16 protein-coding genes are annotated in these 18,626 nt (G+C 71.9%); 11 read left to right on the top strand and 5 right to left on the bottom strand.

The annotated features are described in order from the left end of the window. Positions 1–90: 90 nt before the first annotated feature. The 8 genes from SSNG_RS04665 (at position 91) to SSNG_RS04630 (ending at position 9,867) form a co-directional block, all read left to right on the top strand. Positions 91–927, top strand: coding sequence for an alpha/beta hydrolase (locus SSNG_RS04665; RefSeq protein WP_007262648.1), 837 nt, complete (start codon positions 91–93; stop codon positions 925–927). Positions 928–1,030: 103 nt separating this feature from the next. Next, positions 1,031–2,116 (top strand): LLM class flavin-dependent oxidoreductase, encoded by a 1,086-nt coding sequence (locus tag SSNG_RS04660; protein WP_007262647.1) that lies wholly within the window; start codon positions 1,031–1,033, stop codon positions 2,114–2,116. Continuing rightward, on the top strand, positions 2,113–2,727 hold the full coding sequence (locus SSNG_RS04655) for an FMN reductase (protein WP_007262646.1): 615 nt from the start codon (positions 2,113–2,115) through the stop codon (positions 2,725–2,727). The genes SSNG_RS04660 and SSNG_RS04655 overlap by 4 nt, the downstream gene beginning before the upstream one ends. Positions 2,728–2,787: 60 nt before the next feature. After that, entirely contained in the window at positions 2,788–5,652 is a 2,865-nt protein-coding gene (locus SSNG_RS04650; RefSeq protein WP_128636866.1) for a LuxR family transcriptional regulator, read from the top strand. A 137-nt stretch (positions 5,653–5,789) separates the two neighbouring features. Next, complete coding sequence (locus SSNG_RS04645) at positions 5,790–7,037, top strand: helix-turn-helix domain-containing protein (RefSeq protein ID WP_007262644.1); 1,248 nt, start codon at positions 5,790–5,792, stop codon at positions 7,035–7,037. Between the two features lie 138 nt (positions 7,038–7,175). After that, positions 7,176–8,027 (top strand): alpha/beta hydrolase, encoded by an 852-nt coding sequence (locus tag SSNG_RS04640; RefSeq protein WP_042800542.1) that lies wholly within the window; start codon positions 7,176–7,178, stop codon positions 8,025–8,027. 149 nt (positions 8,028–8,176) lie between these two features. Further along, the gene (locus SSNG_RS04635) at positions 8,177–8,977 is read left to right on the top strand and encodes a helix-turn-helix domain-containing protein (RefSeq protein WP_241694991.1); all 801 of its coding nucleotides are present in this window, start codon (positions 8,177–8,179) and stop codon (positions 8,975–8,977) included. Between the two features lie 176 nt (positions 8,978–9,153). After that, complete coding sequence (locus SSNG_RS04630) at positions 9,154–9,867, top strand: alpha/beta hydrolase (RefSeq protein ID WP_007262641.1); 714 nt, start codon at positions 9,154–9,156, stop codon at positions 9,865–9,867. Positions 9,868–10,875: 1,008 nt separating this feature from the next. On the opposite strand, the gene SSNG_RS04615 is transcribed toward SSNG_RS04630, so the two are convergent. Continuing rightward, the gene (locus SSNG_RS04615; protein ID WP_007262638.1) at positions 10,876–12,399 is read right to left on the bottom strand and encodes an aldehyde dehydrogenase family protein; all 1,524 of its coding nucleotides are present in this window, start codon (positions 12,397–12,399) and stop codon (positions 10,876–10,878) included. Between the two features lie 56 nt (positions 12,400–12,455). Further along, complete coding sequence (locus SSNG_RS04610; RefSeq protein ID WP_007262637.1) at positions 12,456–13,739, bottom strand: helix-turn-helix domain-containing protein; 1,284 nt, start codon at positions 13,737–13,739, stop codon at positions 12,456–12,458. A gap of 197 nt (positions 13,740–13,936) precedes the next feature. Between SSNG_RS04610 and SSNG_RS04605 the strand changes: the two genes are divergently transcribed. Beyond that, positions 13,937–14,527, top strand: a complete 591-nt coding sequence (locus tag SSNG_RS04605) for an MOSC domain-containing protein (RefSeq protein WP_007262636.1) — start codon at positions 13,937–13,939, stop codon at positions 14,525–14,527. A 229-nt stretch (positions 14,528–14,756) separates the two neighbouring features. Here the strand turns inward: SSNG_RS04605 and SSNG_RS04600 are convergent, their stop codons facing one another. Next, the gene (locus SSNG_RS04600) at positions 14,757–15,233 is read right to left on the bottom strand and encodes an SAM-dependent methyltransferase (RefSeq protein ID WP_042800540.1); all 477 of its coding nucleotides are present in this window, start codon (positions 15,231–15,233) and stop codon (positions 14,757–14,759) included. 114 nt (positions 15,234–15,347) lie between these two features. Continuing rightward, positions 15,348–16,136, bottom strand: a complete 789-nt coding sequence (locus SSNG_RS04595; RefSeq protein ID WP_007262634.1) for a hypothetical protein — start codon at positions 16,134–16,136, stop codon at positions 15,348–15,350. 144 nt (positions 16,137–16,280) lie between these two features. On the opposite strand from SSNG_RS04595, the gene SSNG_RS04590 reads away from it, so the two are divergent. Continuing rightward, positions 16,281–17,195: an oxygenase MpaB family protein gene (locus tag SSNG_RS04590; protein ID WP_007262633.1), complete on the top strand. Its 915-nt coding sequence runs from the start codon at positions 16,281–16,283 to the stop codon at positions 17,193–17,195. A gap of 28 nt (positions 17,196–17,223) precedes the next feature. Here SSNG_RS04590 and SSNG_RS04585 read toward each other — a convergent pair whose 3' ends face one another. Then, entirely contained in the window at positions 17,224–17,832 is a 609-nt protein-coding gene (locus SSNG_RS04585; protein ID WP_042800539.1) for a class I SAM-dependent methyltransferase, read from the bottom strand. Positions 17,833–18,002: 170 nt separating this feature from the next. On the opposite strand from SSNG_RS04585, the gene SSNG_RS04580 reads away from it, so the two are divergent. Beyond that, positions 18,003–18,626, top strand: a 624-nt coding sequence (locus SSNG_RS04580; RefSeq protein WP_007262631.1) for an MHYT domain-containing protein, incomplete at its 3' end; no start/stop codon positions are given.

Here is an 18,626-nt window from a genome sequence, read left to right as displayed (position 1 = left end):
ACAGGAGATGCAGGACCGGTCCTAGCGTGACGGGCATGCCGCGCCGCTTCGACGCGCGGACCAGCCGACCCGAATCGAGGAAGCATCCCCATGCCGTACATCACCGTGGGCCAGAAGAACACCAACCCCATCGAGCTGTACTTCGAGGACCAGGGTGGCGGGCAGCCGGTCGTCCTCATCCACGGCTTCCCGCTCGACGGCCACTCCTGGGAGCGCCAGAGCGCCGCTCTGCTCGACGCCGGCTACCGCGTGATCACGTACGACCGCCGCGGTTTCGGGCGGTCCTCGCAGCCGACCACCGGCTACGACTACGACACCTTCGCGGCCGACCTGAACACCGTGATGGAGACCCTCGACCTGAAGGACGCCGTCCTGGTCGGATTCTCCATGGGCACCGGCGAGGTCGCCCGCTACGTGTCCACGTACGGCTCCGGCCGTGTCGCCAAGGTCGCCTTCCTGGCCTCGCTCGAGCCCTGCCTGCTGAAGAGCGACGACAACCCGGAGGGCGTCGCCCCGAAGGAGTTCTTCGACGGCGTCGTCGCCGCCGTCAAGGCCGACCGCTACGCCTACTACACGGCCTTCTTCAACGACTTCTACAACCTCGACGAGAACCTGGGCACCCGCATCAGCGAGGAGGCCGTTCGCAACAGCTGGAACACCGCTGCCCGCGGCGGCTCCTTCGCCGCGTCCGCCGCGCCGGCGACCTGGTACACCGACTTCCGCGCCGACATACCGACCGTCGACGTGCCGGCCCTGATCCTGCACGGCACCGCCGACCGCATCCTGCCGGCCGAGGGCACGGCGCGCCCGTTCCACAAGGCGCTCCCGTCGGCCGACTACGTCGAGATCGAGGGCGCCCCGCACGGTCTGCTGTGGACCCACGCCGAGGAGGTCAACACCGCCCTCCTCGCCTTCCTGGCGAAGTGACGCCGCACCGCCCACCCGCCGGGTGACGCCGGAGCCCCCGGCGTCACCCCGGCCCCCGGTTCCCCGGCGCGGAACCGGACGAGCTCAGGAGAGCAGACACCCCATGCAGTTCGGCATCTTCACCGTCGGGGACGTGACCCCCGACCCCACCAACGGTCGCACTCCGACCGAACGCGAGCGCATCAAGGCGATGGTGGCCATCGCGCTCAAGACCGAGGAGGTCGGCCTGGACGTCTTCGCGACCGGCGAGCACCACAACCCGCCGTTCGTACCGTCGTCGCCGACCACCATGCTCGGCCACATCGCCGCCCGCACCGAGAAGCTGATCCTGTCCACGTCCACGACGCTGATCACCACGAACGACCCGGTGAAGATCGCCGAGGACTACGCGATGCTCCAGCACCTGGCCGACGGCCGGGTCGACCTCATGCTGGGGCGCGGCAACACCGGTCCGGTCTACCCGTGGTTCGGCCAGGACATCCGCCAGGGCATCAACCTCGCCAAGGAGAACTACACGCTGCTGCGCCGGCTGTGGCGCGAGGACGTCGTGGACTGGGAGGGCACGTTCCGGACGCCGCTCCAGGCCTTCACCTCGACACCGCGGCCCCTGGACGGCGTCCCGCCCTTCGTCTGGCACGGCTCCATCAGGTCCCCCGAGATCGCGGAGCAGGCCGCCTTCTACGGAGACGGCTTCTTCCACAACAACATCTTCTGGCCGGCCGACCACACCCGGCGCATGGTGCAGCTCTACCGGCGCCGGTTCGCGCACCACGGCCACGGCCGGCCGGAGGACGCCATCGTCGGCCTGGGCGGACAGGTCTTCATGCGGAAGAACTCCCAGGACGCCGTACGGGAGTTCCGTCCCTACTTCGACAACGCTCCCGTGTACGGCCACGGCCCGTCGCTGGAGGACTTCACCGAGCAGACCCCGTTGACGGTGGGCTCTCCCCAGCAGGTCATTGAGCGGACCCTGTCGTTCCGGGAGAGCGTCGGCGACTACCAGCGCCAGCTGTTCCTGATGGACCACGCGGGCCTGCCCCTGAAGACAGTCCTTGAACAGCTGGACATCCTCGGCGAAGAGGTCGTGCCCGTGCTGCGGAGGGAGTTCACGAAGGGACGTCCGGCCGACGTGCCGCAGGCCCCCACGCACGCGTCCCTCCGAGCCGTCCGGGAGGTGTCCGCCGCATGAAGCTGATCGTCGTCTCCGCGGGGCTGAGCACCCCCTCCTCCACCCGCCTGCTCGCGGACCGGCTGGCCGAGGCGGCCCGCGACGAACTCGCCGCCCGGGGGCAGGCGCCGTCGACCGAGGTCGTGGAGCTGCGGGAACTGGCCGGCGACATCGCCAACCACCTCGTGACCGGCTTTCCGCCGCCGCGACTGAGCGCCGCGATCGACGCGGCGACGGCAGCCGACGGCCTGATCGTGGTGACTCCCGTGTTCGCGGCTTCCTACAGCGGTCTCTTCAAGTCCTTCTTCGACGTGATCGATCCGGACACCCTTTCCGGGAAGCCGGTCCTGATCGCGGCGACGGGCGGTACCGCGCGCCATTCCCTGGTCCTTGAGCACGCCGTGCGCCCGCTCTTCGCCTATCTCCGCGCCGTCGTCCTCCCCACCGCCGTGTTCGCGGCTTCAGAGGACTGGGGCTCGGGTGGAGACGAGTACACCGACGGCCTTCCCGGCCGCGTGCGCCGGGCGGGCGTCGAGCTCGCCGCGCTCATGGCGGCGCGCCCGGTCGGTGAAGAGCCCGAGGACGACGTCACCGTCCTCGAACGGCAACTCGCCGACCTGCGCTTCGACTGAGACGGGCCCCTGGGCCGGGCGACGGCGGGGTGGTTCATATGGTTCATACTGTTTCGCCGTATGAGCGTGAACCGAGTGACGACAAGGACCGTGCCCGAGGAGCTCGACGGCGTACGGACACCCCTCCGGGGCAGGGACGCCGAAATGGCGTTCATCGAGGAGCGGCTCGACGCGCTCGGCCGGGGCGAAGGCGGGATCGTCCGCGTCGAGGGCCCCGCCGGCATCGGCAGGTCCAGGATCCTCGCCGAGGCCGCGGCGTCCGCGAGGCGGCGCGGGACGCGGGTGTTCGAGGGGGCGGCTGACCCCGACGAACAGTTCGTACCGCTCGGCCCGCTCCTCGACGGTCTGCTCTCCGACGAGGAACCGCTGTCGGGCGCCGTCCGCCTCAGGGACCTCGCCACGGCACCCGGCCAGCGCTTCTGGCTGCTCCAGGAACTGGGGGACCGCCTGCGAGAGGCGGCTCGGAACGGCCCCCTGCTTGTCGTCCTCGACGACCTCCAGTGGTGCGACGACCTGACCCTTCTCACCTTCAACACCCTCGCGGCCGGACTCTCGTCGCACGCCATCCTGTGGCTGGTCGCCGTGCGCGGCGGCAGCGTGCCGTCGGGAGTGCGCACGACCCTGGACCGGATCCGGCAGGCAGGCGCACACGAGCTGGCGCTGGGAGCGCTGGACGACCAGGCCACCACACGGATCACCGAGGACATCCTCGGCGCCGCTCCCGACCCGGACGTCCTCCGCGTCGCCCGCCGCGCCGAAGGAGTCCCGCAGCTGCTGGTCGAGCTGCTCGGGTCGCTGCGGGAGGCGGTGACGATCGACAACGGCACGGCCGGGCTGTCGGCCGGACCCCCCGCCCCACGGGCACTCCCCTCTGTCGTGGGCCGTATCGACCAGCTGTCCGACGAGGCACGGGAACTGGTGCAGACGGCGGCCGCCGTGGGCGGCCCGGTCACCGTCGCGGTGCTGGCCGAACTGCTCGGCAGGTCCTCGGCGGCGCTCATCACAGCGATACGGGAATCCCTCGACGCCGATCTGCTCACCGAGAGCGGCGATCGCCTCGCCTTCCGCCACGACCTGATCCGCGAGGCGGTGGAAGCCGGCCTTCCCCTGCCCCTGCGTCTGGCCCTGCGTGATCAAGCCGCCGAGCTGCCGGCGGGGAGCGCGGTCTTCGCTGTCGAGCATCCCGGGCCGTCGGCCGGGAGAGCACCGGCAGCTGCGGCGGAGGCCGGGACGGGAGACGGGGCGGAGGCCGACCGGCTGCGCACCGCCGCGGCGGAGTACGCGGCCACGGCTCCCGGACCCGCTGCGGAACGCAGCCTCATGGCCCTGGAACTCACCTCCGCGGACGCTTCGGAGCGGCCTCGGGTCATCGCCGAGACGATCCCGCTGCTCTGGCAGACGGGCCGGGCCGCCCAGGCGCGTGAACTGGGAGCCACCGCCCTGGCGGCCGGCGGTCTCGGACCCGAGGACGAGGCGCTCATACGCCTGGCCCTGGCACGCCTCGCCGTACAGTTCGACTTCTCCGAGGCGGTCCGGCAGGCCCGAGCCGGGGCGGCACTGCCCGGGATCTCCCTGACCGCGAGGGGGCGACTGCTCGCCATGCTCGCCGTCGGCCTGTCGATGTCGGGCGAACACGCGGCGGCCGAGCAGGTCGCCGCGCAGGCGTGGGACACCGCGGCGGCAGCGGGAGACCGCACCGCCGAGGCCACGCTGACGACGGTCCGCTCGGCCGTGAGCTTCCACCGCATGGACCTGGCCGAGGCGTTCCGGCAGGCCGAGAGGGCCGCCGCGCTGGCCGACGCCCTGGGCGTCAGCACCTCGCTGTGGCTGCCGGAGGCCTTGTGGCACGCCCTCCTGTCGAACACCACCGGACGCACCGCGGAGGCGCTCGCCGTCGCGGAGGAGGGCATCCGGATCACCAGGGAGCAGGGCCGGACGGCCGCCACCCGCATGTGGCTTATGACCCGCACCCGCATCTATCTGGAGACCGGACGGCTGTCGGACGCCCGGGCCGACGCGGAAGCCGCGTCCCCGGCGACCGACGAACCCGGCCCGGGCAACCTCGCCGATGTCACGCTCCGGTACGTGATGCTGCGCGTCGCCCTCCACACCGGCGACCGGCAGACCGCGGAGGCGTACGCGGCACAGGCGCGGCGCATGCGGAGCGACGACGCACCCGTCGTCCGGCACTTCGGCACCTGGATGCTGGCGCTGATGGCCGACTACGAAGGCCGGCCCGACCGCGCCATGGCCGAGCTCGACGCGGTGATGACGTCGCCCGCCGCGGACCGGCCCGCCTACGCCGGCCTGATCGACCCTGCCGACGCCCCGGTGCTCGTCCGCCTGGCGCTGCGCGCGGGCAGGCACGAACGGGCCGTGCAGGCGGTCGCCATGGCCGAGAAGCGAGTCGTGCTCAATCCCGACCTCCCGTTCCTCGCCGCAACCGCCGCGCACGCCCGGGGGCTCCTCGACAACGACCTCGCCCCTCTCGTACGCGCCGTTCGGCTGTACGAGAACTGCTCTCGGGTGCTGGCCCGGGCGTCGGCGCTGGAGGACGCCGGACGCAAGCTGGCGGTCACCCGCAAGCCGGAAGCGGTCCCGTACTTCGAGACGGCCCTCACGCTCTATGTGCGAGCGGGCGCCGAGAGGGACGTCGCACGCGTCCGCCGGCGTCTGCGGGCCGCTGGTGTCCGCCGCCGGCCCTCGACGGCCGGGCTCTCCGGGGCATGGCCCGAGCTGACGGCCGCGGAGATACGGGTGGTACGGCTCGTGGCACAAGGGCTGACCAACCAGCAGGTGGCCGAGTACCTCTCCCTCTCGCCGCACACGGTGAGTTCGCATCTGCGCCGGGCCTTCACCAAGCTGGACATCACCTCGCGCGTGGAACTGACCCGGCTGGTGAAGCATCGCGACAGCGGAGAGTAGTCACTTCGTATCCCCCGTGGGTGTCATGGCAATGGACGATTCGTGTGATGTGCCGACGTCGTCGCTTCCTCAGAATGATCAAGAGCCGCGGAATGGAGAAGTCCGCGGGGAACCGTTGATCGAGAGAGGAACAGCGCGTGACCGTAAGGCTCCTGCGAGCCCGCCCCGGCAGCCCCGAGCTCCAGGCGCTTGTCGACGAGCTCGCGGAGCGGCTCGGCCGGTCCGTCGCCGTCGACGACCCGCTGGTCCGCATGGTCTGCACGAGCCGCCACTTCGGCGACGAGGACCCGGTCCGCATCGGCACCCTGTTGCAGGGCCGCGCCGACAACGCGACCATCCGCTACGTCCTCGCCCAGGGCGTGACCCAGTGGTCCCGAGCCGGATTCATCGACGGCCGTGACGATCTCGGACTGCTGCCCCGTTACGTCGTGCCGCTGCGCGAGCGCGGGCACCTCCTCGGGCTGCTCATGGTGGTCGTGCCCGAGAAGGCGCTAGGAGAGCGGGAGACACATGCCATCGCCCGGGCCGCGGACGCCATGGCCGCCCAGATGTTCGGAGAGTACATCGCCGCCGACACCCGGAGGGTCGACGAGCGGGACCTGGTCCTCGCACTCGTCGGTACCGACGTCGCCGCCCGTACCACCGCACGGCGGCGAGGCAAGGAACTCGGACTGCTCGGAGCGGCGGAGCACGTCCTTGTCACCGTCGTCCAGCTGAGCTGCGCGACGGAGTTCGTGCGGCAGTCCGAGGCTGCCCTGTGGGGGGCGTTGGAGGGGTTCCGGCAGACGCGCTCTGCCCAGGGCCTCATCGCGATCGGCAAGGAGCGGGCGACGCTGCTCCAGCTGCGCGACCGCCCACCCGGCCAGGACGAGGTCACGGCACAGTCCGCTCGCATCCTGGACGAACTCCGCACCTTCCTGGGCCCGTCGGCGGACCCGGTGATCGGCGTCGGTGGCCGACACCCCGGCCTGGACGATGCATGGACGTCGTACGAGCAGGCGCTGGTGGCGGCGCGCGCGGCACGCCGACTGCCCACCCTGAAGAGCGCCGGTGACTGGGAGCTGCTCGGGGAACTCGCCGTGCTGCTCCAGCTCCCTGAGCACGCCCTGAACGCGTCCCTGGTCCCGAAGCCGCTCCGTACCCTGAGCGAGGCTCATGCCGGCGACCGCCTGCGGGACACGCTGCGCTGCTTCCTCGAACACGCGGGATCGATTCCCCGGACCGCGGACGCGCTGGGAATCCACCGCACCTCGCTCTACTACCGCCTGCGCCAGATCCAGGAGATCACCGGACTGGACCTCGACGACGGCGCCCACCGGCTCACTCTGCACCTCGGCCTCAGGATCGAGGAACTCCTCGCCCCCGGCGGCGACGGGGCCGTCTGACCACGGACTCGCTTCGACAAAGCGAGGAGGATCCACGGCCCGATTCCTACAGCTCGCGGTGGTGCGGGCGGCGGGCCCCATTCGATGATGTTCGGGACGGGCGGGAGCGATGCACCGCCTCTGACCAGGGGAGAGGTCATGAAGGAACTGATCACGACGGACGGCGCACGGCTCGCGTACCAGGACACCGGCGGCGAGGGCGTCCCGCTGGTGATGCTGCACGGCTGGGGGCAGACGCAGGCGATGTTCCGCCACCAGATCGAGGGGTTGGCGCCCGGCCGTCGCGTCGTCACCGTCGACCTCCGCGGCCATGGGAAATCCGGCAAGCCGCGGCACGGCTACCGCATCGCCCGGCTCTCCCGCGATGTGCTCGAACTCGTCGACCATCTCGGTCTCGACCGTTTCGACGCACTGGGCTGGTCCATGGGTGTCTCGGTGTGGTGGAGCTTCATCGACCAGTACGGGACCGGACGGATCCGGCGCTTCGTCGCCGTCGACCAGCCCGCGGCGGTCGCCGCCGTGCCCTGGATGACCGAGCGGGAACAGCGGGACTCCGGTGCCATCTTCGATGTGTCGGGGCTGTTGTACCTGGGTGCGGCCCTCGCGGGGCCGGAGGGCGACACGGTCCGCGCCGAGTTCGTGCGCGGCATGTTCTCCGGCGAGCCCGACCCCGAGGTGCTGGCCTTCGTCGGCGAGGAGATCCGGTCGACACCCGCCTACGCGGGCGTACCGCTGCTGTTCGACCACTGCGCGCAGGACTGGCGCGACGTGCTTCCCCGGATCGATGTGCCGACCCTGGTGATCGGCTGTGAGGGAAGCCATGTGCACCCCAATTCGCAGCGCTTCGTCGCCGAGCGGATTCCCGGCGCACGCCTGCACGTCTTCGCCTCCGACGTGGCGAGCTCGCACTTCCCCTTCCTGGAGAACCCGCCGGCCTTCAACGCCGTGGTGGAGAAGTTCCTGGCCGAGGAGCCGGCGAACGGGGCGTGAATCCGCCCTCCGCCCGCACGCACCTACGGCTAGGAATCCCCATGACCCCCACACTGATGTCACGTGCGCCCGAACGGGTGCCCCGGCGAGCGCCCGATCCGGCCTCGCCCTCCTCCCGCTCGGGGTGGCTGGTCCAGATGCTTTCCGAGATGCCGGAGACGAACGACCGGACCCACGTCTACCTCGGCGTCCATGTCCGTGGGCCCGTCACCGTCGTCCACGAGCGCGCCAAGAGCCTGTTGGAGCCGAACGACCTTGTCTTCTGCGACCCGGCCCGACGGCATCTGCTGCAGTTCGGAGAAGACTGCCAGATGATCTTCTTCCGGGTGCCCCGGTGCTATCTGGGCGTCACGGAGTCGGAACTGAACCAGGTGCTCGGCGTACCCGTACGCGGCGGGAAGGGGATCGGGGCGCTGGCGTCCGACTTCCTGACCGCGCTCGCCGCCAAGGCGGAGTTCCGCCGGTCCACGATCGGGGACCGGCGTGCCCGGACGGCCGTACACCTCCTCTCCGTCCTGGTCATGGAGCTCCTCGAAGCGGACACGACGGACGAGGCCGACGACGCGTCCGGGGCCGTCAACGAGATGCTGTCCCGGATCCGCGCCTACATCGAAGAGCATCTGATGGACCCGGACCTCTCACCGGAGTCGATCGCACGCGCCCACCACATCTCCGTCCGGTACCTGCAGAAGCTCTTCCAGAACGACGGCAGCACGGTGAGCCAATGGGTGCGGGAACGCAGGCTCGATTTCTGCCGGCTCGAACTGGGCCGCTCCAGCCGGAGAATCACCATGGCCGCGGTGGCCCACCGCTGGGGCTTCAGCAGCCCCTCGCACTTCAGCCGCACCTTCCGTGGGGCCTATGGCATGAGCCCCAGCGAATGGCAGGCGCTGGCGACCTCGGCCTTCGCGCCGACGACTGCCGACGCCCAGAACGAGCGAAGTCGCTGAGCCGCGTGTGCGCCGTCGTGCCAGTGCGGATGCGCGCACGGACAAGAGGTGCCGCTTCCACGGCTCTACCGTGAGTAACGGTCGCACGGGCCTCCAGTCGAACTCCGGGCCGCACCCACACCCTGACCGTCGTGACGACGCCCCCCACGTGGCCCGACACCGAGAAGAGAACTCGCATGACCCACCCCACCGTCGTCCTGGTGCACGGTGCCTTCGCCGACGCGACAGGCTGGATAGGCGTCATCTCGGAACTGCGGAGCAGCGGTATCCCGGTGATCGCTCCGTCGAACCCGCTGCGAGGCCTGACGTCGGATGCCGCCTACCTCGCCTCCGTCCTGGCCCAGCTCGACGGCTCGGCCGTACTCGTCGGCCACTCGTACGGCGGTGCGCTGATCACCGTGGCCGGCACCGCGGAGAACGTCGTGGCGCTCGTCTACGTGGCCGCCTACGTGCCCCACGAGGGCGAGAGCCTCGGCCAGCTCCAGGCGGGCTTTCCCGAATCCCCCCTGACGGGCAACCTGAAGGAGTGGACGTACCCGCTCCTCGACGGTGACTCGGCGGTCGAGGTCACCATCGAGGAGACGGCCTTTCCCTCCGTGTTCGCGGCGGACGTGCCCGAGGACATCGCCGGCGTCCTGGCAGCGGCCCAACGCCCGCTCGCCACGGCCGCCTTCACCGAGACCGCATCCGCGGCGGCGTGGCGGACCAAACCGTCCTGGGCCCTGGTGGCCGGGTCGGACCGCACGATCAGCCCCGAGGTCCAGCGCTTCGGCGCCACACGGGCCGGCGCCGTCGTCGTCGAACTTCCGGACGCCTCCCACGCCGTCGTCCTCTCCGAGCCCGCACGGGTCGCCGACGTGATCAGGGACGCGGTACGGGCGGCGAGCTGACCCACCGACCTCCGCGACGACAGGAGCGGGACCCGGCCGGTCGGGGTGCCACCCCTCGCTCGGGCCGGGCTCGGACCGGAAGGCCTCCACACCTGGCCGCGCGAGGGCAAGTAGCGGTAGCGGTACATCGGTGCCCGGCGCTGCCGCAACGGATCGAAGGGGCGTGACGGCGGCGGACGGCTGTCCGGGGTGAGGGTGTGGATCAAACCTTCTCGATGGCCACACGGCTGTGAGAGGTGGTGAGTATTCCGATGTCTTTGGCCGTCTTCAGAAGGCCGCAGCGGTCGCCCAGACGAAGGGCCTGCCCGACCTCAAGGACCAGGCCACGAGGGAGCTGCAGAAGATGAAGTTCGAGGATCTCGGGATGCAGAAGGTGGGCGGCACGCTCCGCCTGCCCACCGAGGCGTTTTCCCAGCGGGCGGCGCGGATGACACGCCCGCCACGCTCCCCGAGGCACTCTGGCTCCTCGCTCGCGACCCCTCTCCAGCAGGTACCGCTGACGATGCCCGGCGCGCCGCGACCGTGATGCAGGAGGCTGGGCCCGTGCCCGCCAGTCTGCCCAGTGCCCGGGTCAACGATAACGGCCCGGTCCTGGTGACCGAGGCAACCGCCGATCCGCAAAGGCGTCTCGAAGCGAAGGCCCGCGTCGATCGGATACAGCTCATTGGCCACTTGCTTGTGGGCGTCCTTCTCCGGCTCCGTGACCGCTTCAACCCCGACGAGGCTGAACTACTGGAGATCTTCTTCGCCCCTGGGGCGCCCGAGACCTCAGCCGCGGGCATCGCCGAGCGTCGGTGTTGGGTTGTCGGGTGGTGTAGCGGCCAGGGTCTGCTGGTAGCCGGGTGGTCCGGAGGTCGCCCTGGCCCATGTATGGCCCGGATCTTTCCTCTGGAGTGGGATATCGGAGAGAAGTGACTCTGGAATCGAACGGTTTTTATTGCTTCCCCGAGGCCAAAGAACGGTGCCCGACCGTGGCGTTTATGCAGGTCAGGCACCGTTCTCGGCTTCTTAGAAGAAGCCGAGCTTCTTGGGGGAGTAACTTACTAAAAGGTTCTTCGTCTGCTGGTAGTGCTCCAGCATCATCTTGTGGGTCTCCCGGCCGATGCCCGACTGCTTGTAGCCGCCGAAGGCCGCGTGCGCGGGGTAGGCGTGGTAGCAGTTCGTCCAGACGCGGCCCGCCTGGATGGCGCGGCCCGCGCGGTAGGCCGTGTTGATGTCGCGGCTCCAGACGCCCGCGCCCAGGCCGTAGGCCGTGTCGTTGGCTATGCGGACGGCGTCGTCGAAGTCCTGGAAGGAGGTCACCGACACCACCGGGCCGAAGATCTCCTCCTGGAAGATCCGCATGCGGTTGTCGCCCTCGAAGATGGTCGGCTCCACGTAGAAGCCGCCGGCCAGGTCGCCGCCGTGGTCGATGCGGGTGCCGCCGGTCAGGATCTTCGCGCCCTCCTGCTGGCCGATCTCCACGTACGAGAGGATCTTGCGCAGCTGCTCCTCCGAGGCCTGGGCGCCGATCATCGTGTCCGTGTCCAGGGGGTGGCCCGGGACGATGAGTTCCGTGCGGGCCACCGCCGCGTCGAGGAAGTCGCCGTAGCGGCCCCGCTCGATGAGGGCGCGCGACGGGCTCGTACACACCTCGCCCTGGTTGAGGGCGAACATGGTGAAGCCCTCCAGGGCCTTGTCGCGCAGGTCGTCGTCCGTCGCCCAGATGTCGTCGAAGAAGATGTTCGGACTCTTGCCGCCGAGTTCGAGCGTCACCGGCTTCAGGTGCTCCGCCGCGTACTGCATGATCAGGCGGCCCGTGGTCGTCTCCCCGGTGAAGGCGATCTTGGCCACGCGCGGGCTGGAGGCGAGGGGCTTGCCGGCCTCCTCGCCGAAGCCGTTGACGACGTTCACCACGCCCGGCGGCAGCAGGTCCGCCACCAGGCTCAGCCAGTAGTGCACGGAGGCCGGGGTCTGTTCCGCCGGCTTGAGGACCACCGTGTTGCCCGCCGCCAGTGCCGGGGCCAGCTTCCACACGGCCATCAGGATCGGGAAGTTCCACGGGATGATCTGGCCGACCACACCCAGCGGCTCGTGGAAGTGGTAGGCCACCGTGTCGTCGTCGAGCTGGCTGAGCGCGCCCTCCTGCGCGCGCAGGGCACCGGCGAAGTAGCGGAACTGGTCGATGGCCAGCGGCAGGTCCGCGGCCAGCGTCTCGCGGACCGGCTTGCCGTTCTCCCAGGTCTCCGCGACGGCGAGGGCCTCCAGGTGCTGCTCCATCCGGTCCGCGATGCGCAGGAGGATCGTGGAGCGCTCGGTCACGGACGTACGCCCCCAGGCGGGGGCCGCCGCGTGGGCGGCGTCCAGGGCCCGTTCCACGTCCTCCGCCGTGCCGCGCGCGACCTCGGTGAAGGGCCGGCCGGTGACGGGGGAGGGGTTCTCGAAGTACCGGCCGCGGGCCGGCTCCACGTACTCCCCGCCGATGAAGTGGCCGTAGCGGGACGCGTACGACATCAGCGCGCCCTCGGTGCCGGGTGCCGCGTAACGGGCCATGGCTGTCCTCCCCTTGCCGGGCGCCGGCCGCCGTCGGACAGCGCTCGGCGAGGAGGCTAGGGGCGGGCAGGTTGCGGGTACGTTGCACGCCCGCCGCCGAGCTCCTCGTCGAGGGAGCGTACGCGGGCCAGCGCGGCCGGCCGGCCCTGCGGCGGCAGGGCTTCGGCCAGCGCCCGCCACACCGCGGGATCCTCCGCGCCCCACGGGCTGCACACCCAGTCGGCCAGCAGCCCCGGATCCGCCCGGGCGATCACCGCCGCCCGCGCCTGCTCCTCGATCCGCCGGCGCAGCCGGACGACACCCGGCGCCGAGGAGGCCGGCAGCAGCGGGCCCGGGTAGCGGGTGAGGGCGGCGGAGACGGCACCCGCCGCCAAGTGCCGGGTCACGGCCGTGAAATCGGCCTCCAGGGGGACGGCGGTGCGGTACGGGCGGGAGAGCAGGTTCCCGGCGCCGAGCAGGGCGCGCAGCCGGGACATCTCCGCCCGCAGGGTCACCGCCGCAACCGACTCCTCCTCGTACAGGGCGAAGGCCAGCTCCTCCCCGGACAGCCCCTCGGGGTGGTGCGCGAGCAGCGTCAGGATCTCGCTGTGCCGCCGCCCCAGCGGGATCCGCCGGCCGCCGAGCACCAGCACCGCCTCGTCCCGCCCGAGCGCGGCGAGGGTGTCCCGGGGCGGCGGTTCCGGTGCCAGCAGCGCCAGCTGGGCCTCGGCGGCCCGCGCCACCGCCTGCACGAACGCCAGCGAATGGGGGTGGGCCAGCCCGTCGCCGCCGGTGATGTCGACCGCTCCGAGCACCCGGCCGGTGCCGGGGTCCCGCACCGGGGCCGCCGCGCACGTCCAGGGGTGCACGAGGCGGCTGAAGTGCTCCGCGCCGAAGACCTGTACCGGCTCCCCGACGGCGACCGCCGTGCCGGGGGCGTTGGTCCCCATCGCCGACTCCGCCCAGCGCGTGCCCGGTACGAAGCCGAGCCGCTCGGCGCGGCGCAGGGTGGCCGTCTCCCCCTCGACCCACAGCAGCTCGCCGCGGGCGTCGCACACCGCGAGCAGATGGGCCCCGCGCGCCGCGAACGCCCCCACCAGGTCCCGGAACAGCGGCATCACCGGGGCCAGCGGATGCTGCTCCCGGTAGGCCGGCAGCTCCGCCTCCGGCCGGGCCTGCCGGGGCGCGGACTCCGGGCTGACCCGCGCCCGCGCGCACCGCCGCCAGGACTGCGCGATGACGGCCCGGACCGGCGGCTCGACGCGGCCGTCCCGGGTGAAGGCCTCGTGCGCCCGCCGCAGGACGCGCGTGCGCTCGACGGGATCGGCCCCGCCCGGCAGCGCCAACGACGGATCGCCCATGTCACCCTCCCGAGGGGTCGTGGAGCCGGGTACGCGGAGGGCCCCATCGTCATGCGGCTCCCGGACCCCGGCAAGCGTCGCGTCGGCCAGTCCGTCCCGGAACCCGGCCGGGAACACACGGCCGCGCCCGCACGTTGACCACGGCGGAAGCAGAAGTTCGGCCGCCAGGGGCGGCAGGGGGGACACAGGACTTTCTCATGAGCACCACCACGGGGCACGGCACGGCGGCGAACGGCGCCACGGCGAACGGCGCGACCGTCGCGGCCGTCAGCAGCAACGCCGATTACTCCTTCACCAAGCCCAACCGGGAGAGCATCACGCTCCTCGCCGGCCTCGGCGTCGAGGGCGACGTCCACGCCGGGGTCACGGTCAAGCACCGCTCGCGCGTGGCGCAGGACCCGACCCTGCCCAACCTGCGCCAGGTCCACCTGATCCACCGGGAGCTGTTCGACGAGGTCGCCGAAGCCGGCTTCAGCGTCGCCCCGGGCCAGCTCGGGGAGAACGTGACCACCGAGGGCATAGACCTGCACGCCCTGCCGACGGGCACGCTGCTGCACATAGGCGAGGAGGCGGTGGTGGAGGTGACGGGCCTGCGCAACCCGTGCCCGCAGATCAACGCCTTCCAGGACGGCCTGCTCAAGCAGGTCGTCGGCCGGGACGAGGAGGGCCGGGTGGTCCGCAAGGCCGGGATCATGGGCGTGGTCCGCCGGGGCGGCACGATCCGCCCCGGCGACCCCATCACCGCCACCCTGCCGCCCCTCCCGCACGTCCCGCTCGAACGCGTGTGACGGGGGCGGCGCGGGTGGCGGCAGAAGGCCGGCCCTGGCTGCACCTGGTCGAGAAGCGGGGCCGTGCCCGTCGACCAGTACGTGCTGATCGTCGAAGACGCGGACGAGGTGCTGGCGGGCGACGCCCGCGCGCAGCGGCTGCTCTTCGACGTCCTGCCGCGGGCGGGGCGGCACTGGTCCCGGACACAGCGGCCCGAGGGCGTCGAGAGGGGCAGGCTCGCAACACCCTTCAGTAGTAGTCCCGCATCAGGGCCGTCGCCCACGGGGGCTGGCGGGTCTCGCCGCGGGGGGCGAACTCCGTCATGTACGGCTTCAGGTCGAGCACGGGGGTTCCGTCCACCGCGTCCAGGCCCTCCACGTGCACGTCCAGGCCGTTGACCGCGAGCACCCTGCACCGGGACAGGCCGATGCGGTTGGGCCGGTTCTTGCCGCGCTGGGCGAAGATCCCGACCAGGGGCCAGTCCTGGTTGCCCCGCGGATGCCGGGCGCCCGTCTCGATCTTCTCCACCGGCACCCGGTCGAAGTGGTACACGACCTCGACGTGGGAGAAGTCCTCCAGCCCGTAGAGGGCTTCGGGGCCGAAGCGTTCGGCGTCCAGCCGGATCACCGCCCGCTCGCGTCCCCAGTCGTCGTCGAAGACCTCCGCCCGGCCGCCCACGACCACACCCACCGGCCGTGACTCCACCGGCTCCGTCGATCCCGCCATCACGTTCCCCCGTACTCCGATTGCAGATTGCAGATTGCAGATTGCGCTTTGCAGATTCCGTGTTCCGGTCGCCCTCAGCCGTGACCGGTGCGCCGCGACCCCGTGCCCGGCCGCTCAGGCCGGCCGGGCCGCCACGCCGTCCAGTGCCGCCAGCAGGCCGGACAGTTCCGGCAGCCCGGCGTCCCCTTCGCGGGGGACGGAGAGGACCCCGCCCGGTTCCTCGTCCAGCAGGACGAACGCCGGGCCGCCCGTCCGGGCCACCAGCGACCAGCCGGGCCCGTCGGCCCGCAGGGTCCGTACGCCCTCGCCCGCGAAGGCCGACCGGACCCGCCCCGGCGGCGGGGCCTGCCGCCCGTACGCGGCGGCCTCCTCCAGCGCCCGCGCGAGCCCGGGGTGCGCGGCCGCCGCCACACCGCCGTCCTCCGCGACCCGCTCGCGCCAGTCCGCCCACTCCCGGGCGATCTGGTCCGCGCCCAGGCGCCGCTGCACCGGCCCCCACGCCTCCGCGGACGGCGGCGCCAGCGGCACCCGCCCCGTGCCGTCCGCGCCCTGCTCCGGGTCGTGCGGCTCGGGCACGCCCGCCGTCGACACCGTCAGCTCCAGCGGCCAGCCCGCCAGCGAGGCCACGATCGTGCGCTCGTCGGGGGACAGGTCGTACTCCATGCCGCAGTCCCAGGAGGCGATGGCCGCGGCCACGAGCGAGACGTCGTCCACGACGACCGTCCACCGCGCGCCCTCCTCGTCCTGCCCCAGCACCAGCCCGTAGCCGTCGGCGGCCGGCTCCACGCCCAGATGCGCGCACGCCTCGGGGAAGTCGTCTCCGAGCACCGCCGGGAACTGCGCGGGGGTCAGCAGCACGGCCGTCAGCACGTACAGCGAGCCCCCGTCCTCCTCGTCGGACACGTGGCCTCCCGGTGCATCCCGATCGCGTTCTCGTCGGCGCACCTTAACCAGCGGGTAACTCGTCCGTCGAGACCCGACGGGCATCGATTTCCAAGCCCGCTACCTGCACGTAGAGTTGGGGACCCGCCACAGAAAGGGAGACCGGTGCAGCGTTACGACCGGCTGAGGGAGATCCTCCGGCTCGACCCCGACAAGGACTTCCTCGCCATCTACCGGCTCACCGCCACCTACGAGTTCCCCTGGGACTTCACCCGCGCCCTGGAGCTCGCGCTCTTCAGGACCTACGCCGTCCCCTCCATCGGGGCCCTCCTCGCCGAAACCGCCGAGTTCACCGAGCGGGCGCAGAAGCGGTACGACGACACCTCCCTGCTCCTCGACGCGGTCGTCGAGCACGGCTTCGAGAGCGACACCGCGCGCACCGCGATCCGCCGCGTCAACCAGATGCACCGCAGCTACGACATCTCCAACGACGACATGCGCTACGTCCTGTGCACCTTCGTGGTGATCCCGGCGCGCTGGCTCGACCTCTACGGCTGGCGCCCGCTGACCCACCACGAGCGCCGGGCCTGCGCCAACTACTACGCGGCCCTCGGCCGACACATGGGCATCACGGACATCCCGGGCACCTACGAGGAGTTCGAGACCACCCTGGACGCCTACGAGAAGGCCCACTTCGGCTGGGACGAGGGCGGCCGCGCGGTCGCCGACTCCACGCTCGACCTGATGGCCTCCTGGTACCCGGCGCCGCTCGCCCCCGCCGTGCGCCGCGCGAGCCTCGCCCTGCTCGACGAGCCGCTGCTGTCCGCGTTCCGGTACGACACCCCGGGCCCCGGCCTCCAGCGCCTGGTCCGGGGCGCGCTGCGGCTGCGCGGCCGGGCGGTGCGGCTGCTGCCCCCGCGCACCGCCCCGCACTACGCCCGCCAGAACCCGGAGATCAAGGGCTACCGCGACGGTTACGACGTCGGCGAGCTCGGCACGTTCCCGGTGCCCGGCGCAGGCGGTTGCCCCGTGCCGCACCCGCGCCGCCCGACCGGAGCGGAGGCCCAGCCCCCGGCGTAGCCCCGGCCCGACCCCGTGCGTGCCGCGCTCAGTCCGTGCGCACGGCCAGGACCAGGAAGCGGGCGTCCTCGTCGGCGTACGAGGTCATCCGCCAGCCGGAACCGGACAGCAGCGGGCCGAGGTTGTGCTCGGGCCGCAGGTCGTCCGGGGTCAGCTCGCGGCCGTGGCGGGCGGCGAGCGCGGCTCGCCCGATGGGGTGAAAGAGCGCGAGCCGGCCGCCGGGGCGGACCACGCGGGCGAGCTCGCGCAGGTTCTCGGCGGGATCGGGCAGGTGGGCGATCAGTCCGGCGGCGAAGACCGCGTCCAGCGCCCCGTCCCGCAGCGGCAGCCGGGCCACGTCGGCCCGCAGCAGGGTCCCCTCGCGGTCGCGGCCGGCCCGTCGCGCCTCGGCCAGCATCTCCGCGGTCAGGTCCACGCCGAGCACGGTTCCGGACGGCCCGACGGCCGCGCGGAGCGGGACCAGCGCCCGCCCGGTACCGCAGCCCGCGTCGAGCACCCGCTGCCCGGGCCCCACGCCGAACTCCGCCACGGCGGTCGCGAAGGCGGGCCCGTCCTCCGGGAACTTCCCGTCCCAGGCGGCTGCGCGTGCCCCGAAGAACTCCTGCACATGCGTGTGGTCTTCGTTCGTACGACTCATACGGCTCATGCGCACATGATCCCGCACCGCCCCGACCCCAGCGGACCGTGCACAAGGTGACACGTGGGGTGATCGGAGATGAACGTCTCTCTGTCATATTCCAGCAGTTGCAGCGTCTTTCGAAATGCGCCCCTTGTTCGCGCCCTCACCCGCACTAGCGTCCCGTGGCCATGGGACACCTGGACCACGCCGCCTATGGCTGGCTGACACCCGCACTGTCGTACGTGATGGCGTCGATCGGCGCCGCCCTCGGCCTGCGCTGCACCGTCCGCGCGCTCGCCGCCACCGGCGCCTCCCGCCGCAACTGGCTCCTCACCGCCGCCTCCGCCATCGGCACCGGCATCTGGACGATGCACTTCATCGCCATGCTCGGCTTCCACGTCACCGGCACCGAGATCCACTACAGCGTGCCGATGACCCTGCTGAGCCTGCTCGTCGCCATGGTCGTCGTCGGCGCCGGGGTCTTCGCCGTCGGCTACGGCAGGGACCGCGGCCGCTCCCTCGTCCTCGGCGGCCTGACCACCGGACTCGGGGTCGCGAGCATGCACTACCTCGGCATGGCCGCCCTGCGCCTGCACGGCCGGATCGCGTACGACCCGCTCACCGTCGGCCTCTCGGTCGCCATCGCCGTCGTCGCCGCCACCGCCGCGCTGTGGGCCGCCCTCAACATCAAGTCGCCGGTGGCCGTCGCCGTGGCCTCCCTCGTCATGGGCGCCGCCGTCAGCAGCATGCACTACACCGGGATGATCGCCGTCTCCGTCCGCGTCACCCCCTCGGACGCGGCCCTGCCCGGA

Origin of the sequence: Streptomyces sp. C (assembly GCF_000158895.1) — a bacterium.
GTDB classification, from domain to species: domain Bacteria; phylum Actinomycetota; class Actinomycetes; order Streptomycetales; family Streptomycetaceae; genus Streptomyces; species Streptomyces racemochromogenes.
The sequence above is the reverse complement of the archived record's forward strand: the minus strand, read 5'-3'. Positions and strand labels throughout refer to the sequence as shown.

Bases quoted from the DNA above. Each gene is read 5' to 3' on its own strand.
- SSNG_RS04665 (WP_007262648.1), top strand. From the start codon at position 91: ATGCCGTACATCACCGTGGGCCAGAAGAACACCAACCCCATCGAGCTG.
- SSNG_RS04660 (WP_007262647.1), top strand. From the start codon at position 1,031: ATGCAGTTCGGCATCTTCACCGTCGGGGACGTGACCCCCGACCCCACC.
- SSNG_RS04655 (WP_007262646.1), top strand. From the start codon at position 2,113: ATGAAGCTGATCGTCGTCTCCGCGGGGCTGAGCACCCCCTCCTCCACC.
- SSNG_RS04650 (WP_128636866.1), top strand. From the start codon at position 2,788: ATGAGCGTGAACCGAGTGACGACAAGGACCGTGCCCGAGGAGCTCGAC.
- SSNG_RS04640 (WP_042800542.1), top strand. From the start codon at position 7,176: ATGAAGGAACTGATCACGACGGACGGCGCACGGCTCGCGTACCAGGAC.
- SSNG_RS04635 (WP_241694991.1), top strand. From the start codon at position 8,177: ATGCCGGAGACGAACGACCGGACCCACGTCTACCTCGGCGTCCATGTC.
- SSNG_RS04630 (WP_007262641.1), top strand. From the start codon at position 9,154: ATGACCCACCCCACCGTCGTCCTGGTGCACGGTGCCTTCGCCGACGCG.
- SSNG_RS04615 (WP_007262638.1), bottom strand. From the start codon at position 12,399: ATGGCCCGTTACGCGGCACCCGGCACCGAGGGCGCGCTGATGTCGTAC.
- SSNG_RS04610 (WP_007262637.1), bottom strand. From the start codon at position 13,739: ATGGGCGATCCGTCGTTGGCGCTGCCGGGCGGGGCCGATCCCGTCGAG.
- SSNG_RS04605 (WP_007262636.1), top strand. From the start codon at position 13,937: ATGAGCACCACCACGGGGCACGGCACGGCGGCGAACGGCGCCACGGCG.
- SSNG_RS04600 (WP_042800540.1), bottom strand. From the start codon at position 15,233: ATGGCGGGATCGACGGAGCCGGTGGAGTCACGGCCGGTGGGTGTGGTC.
- SSNG_RS04585 (WP_042800539.1), bottom strand. From the start codon at position 17,832: ATGAGTCGTACGAACGAAGACCACACGCATGTGCAGGAGTTCTTCGGG.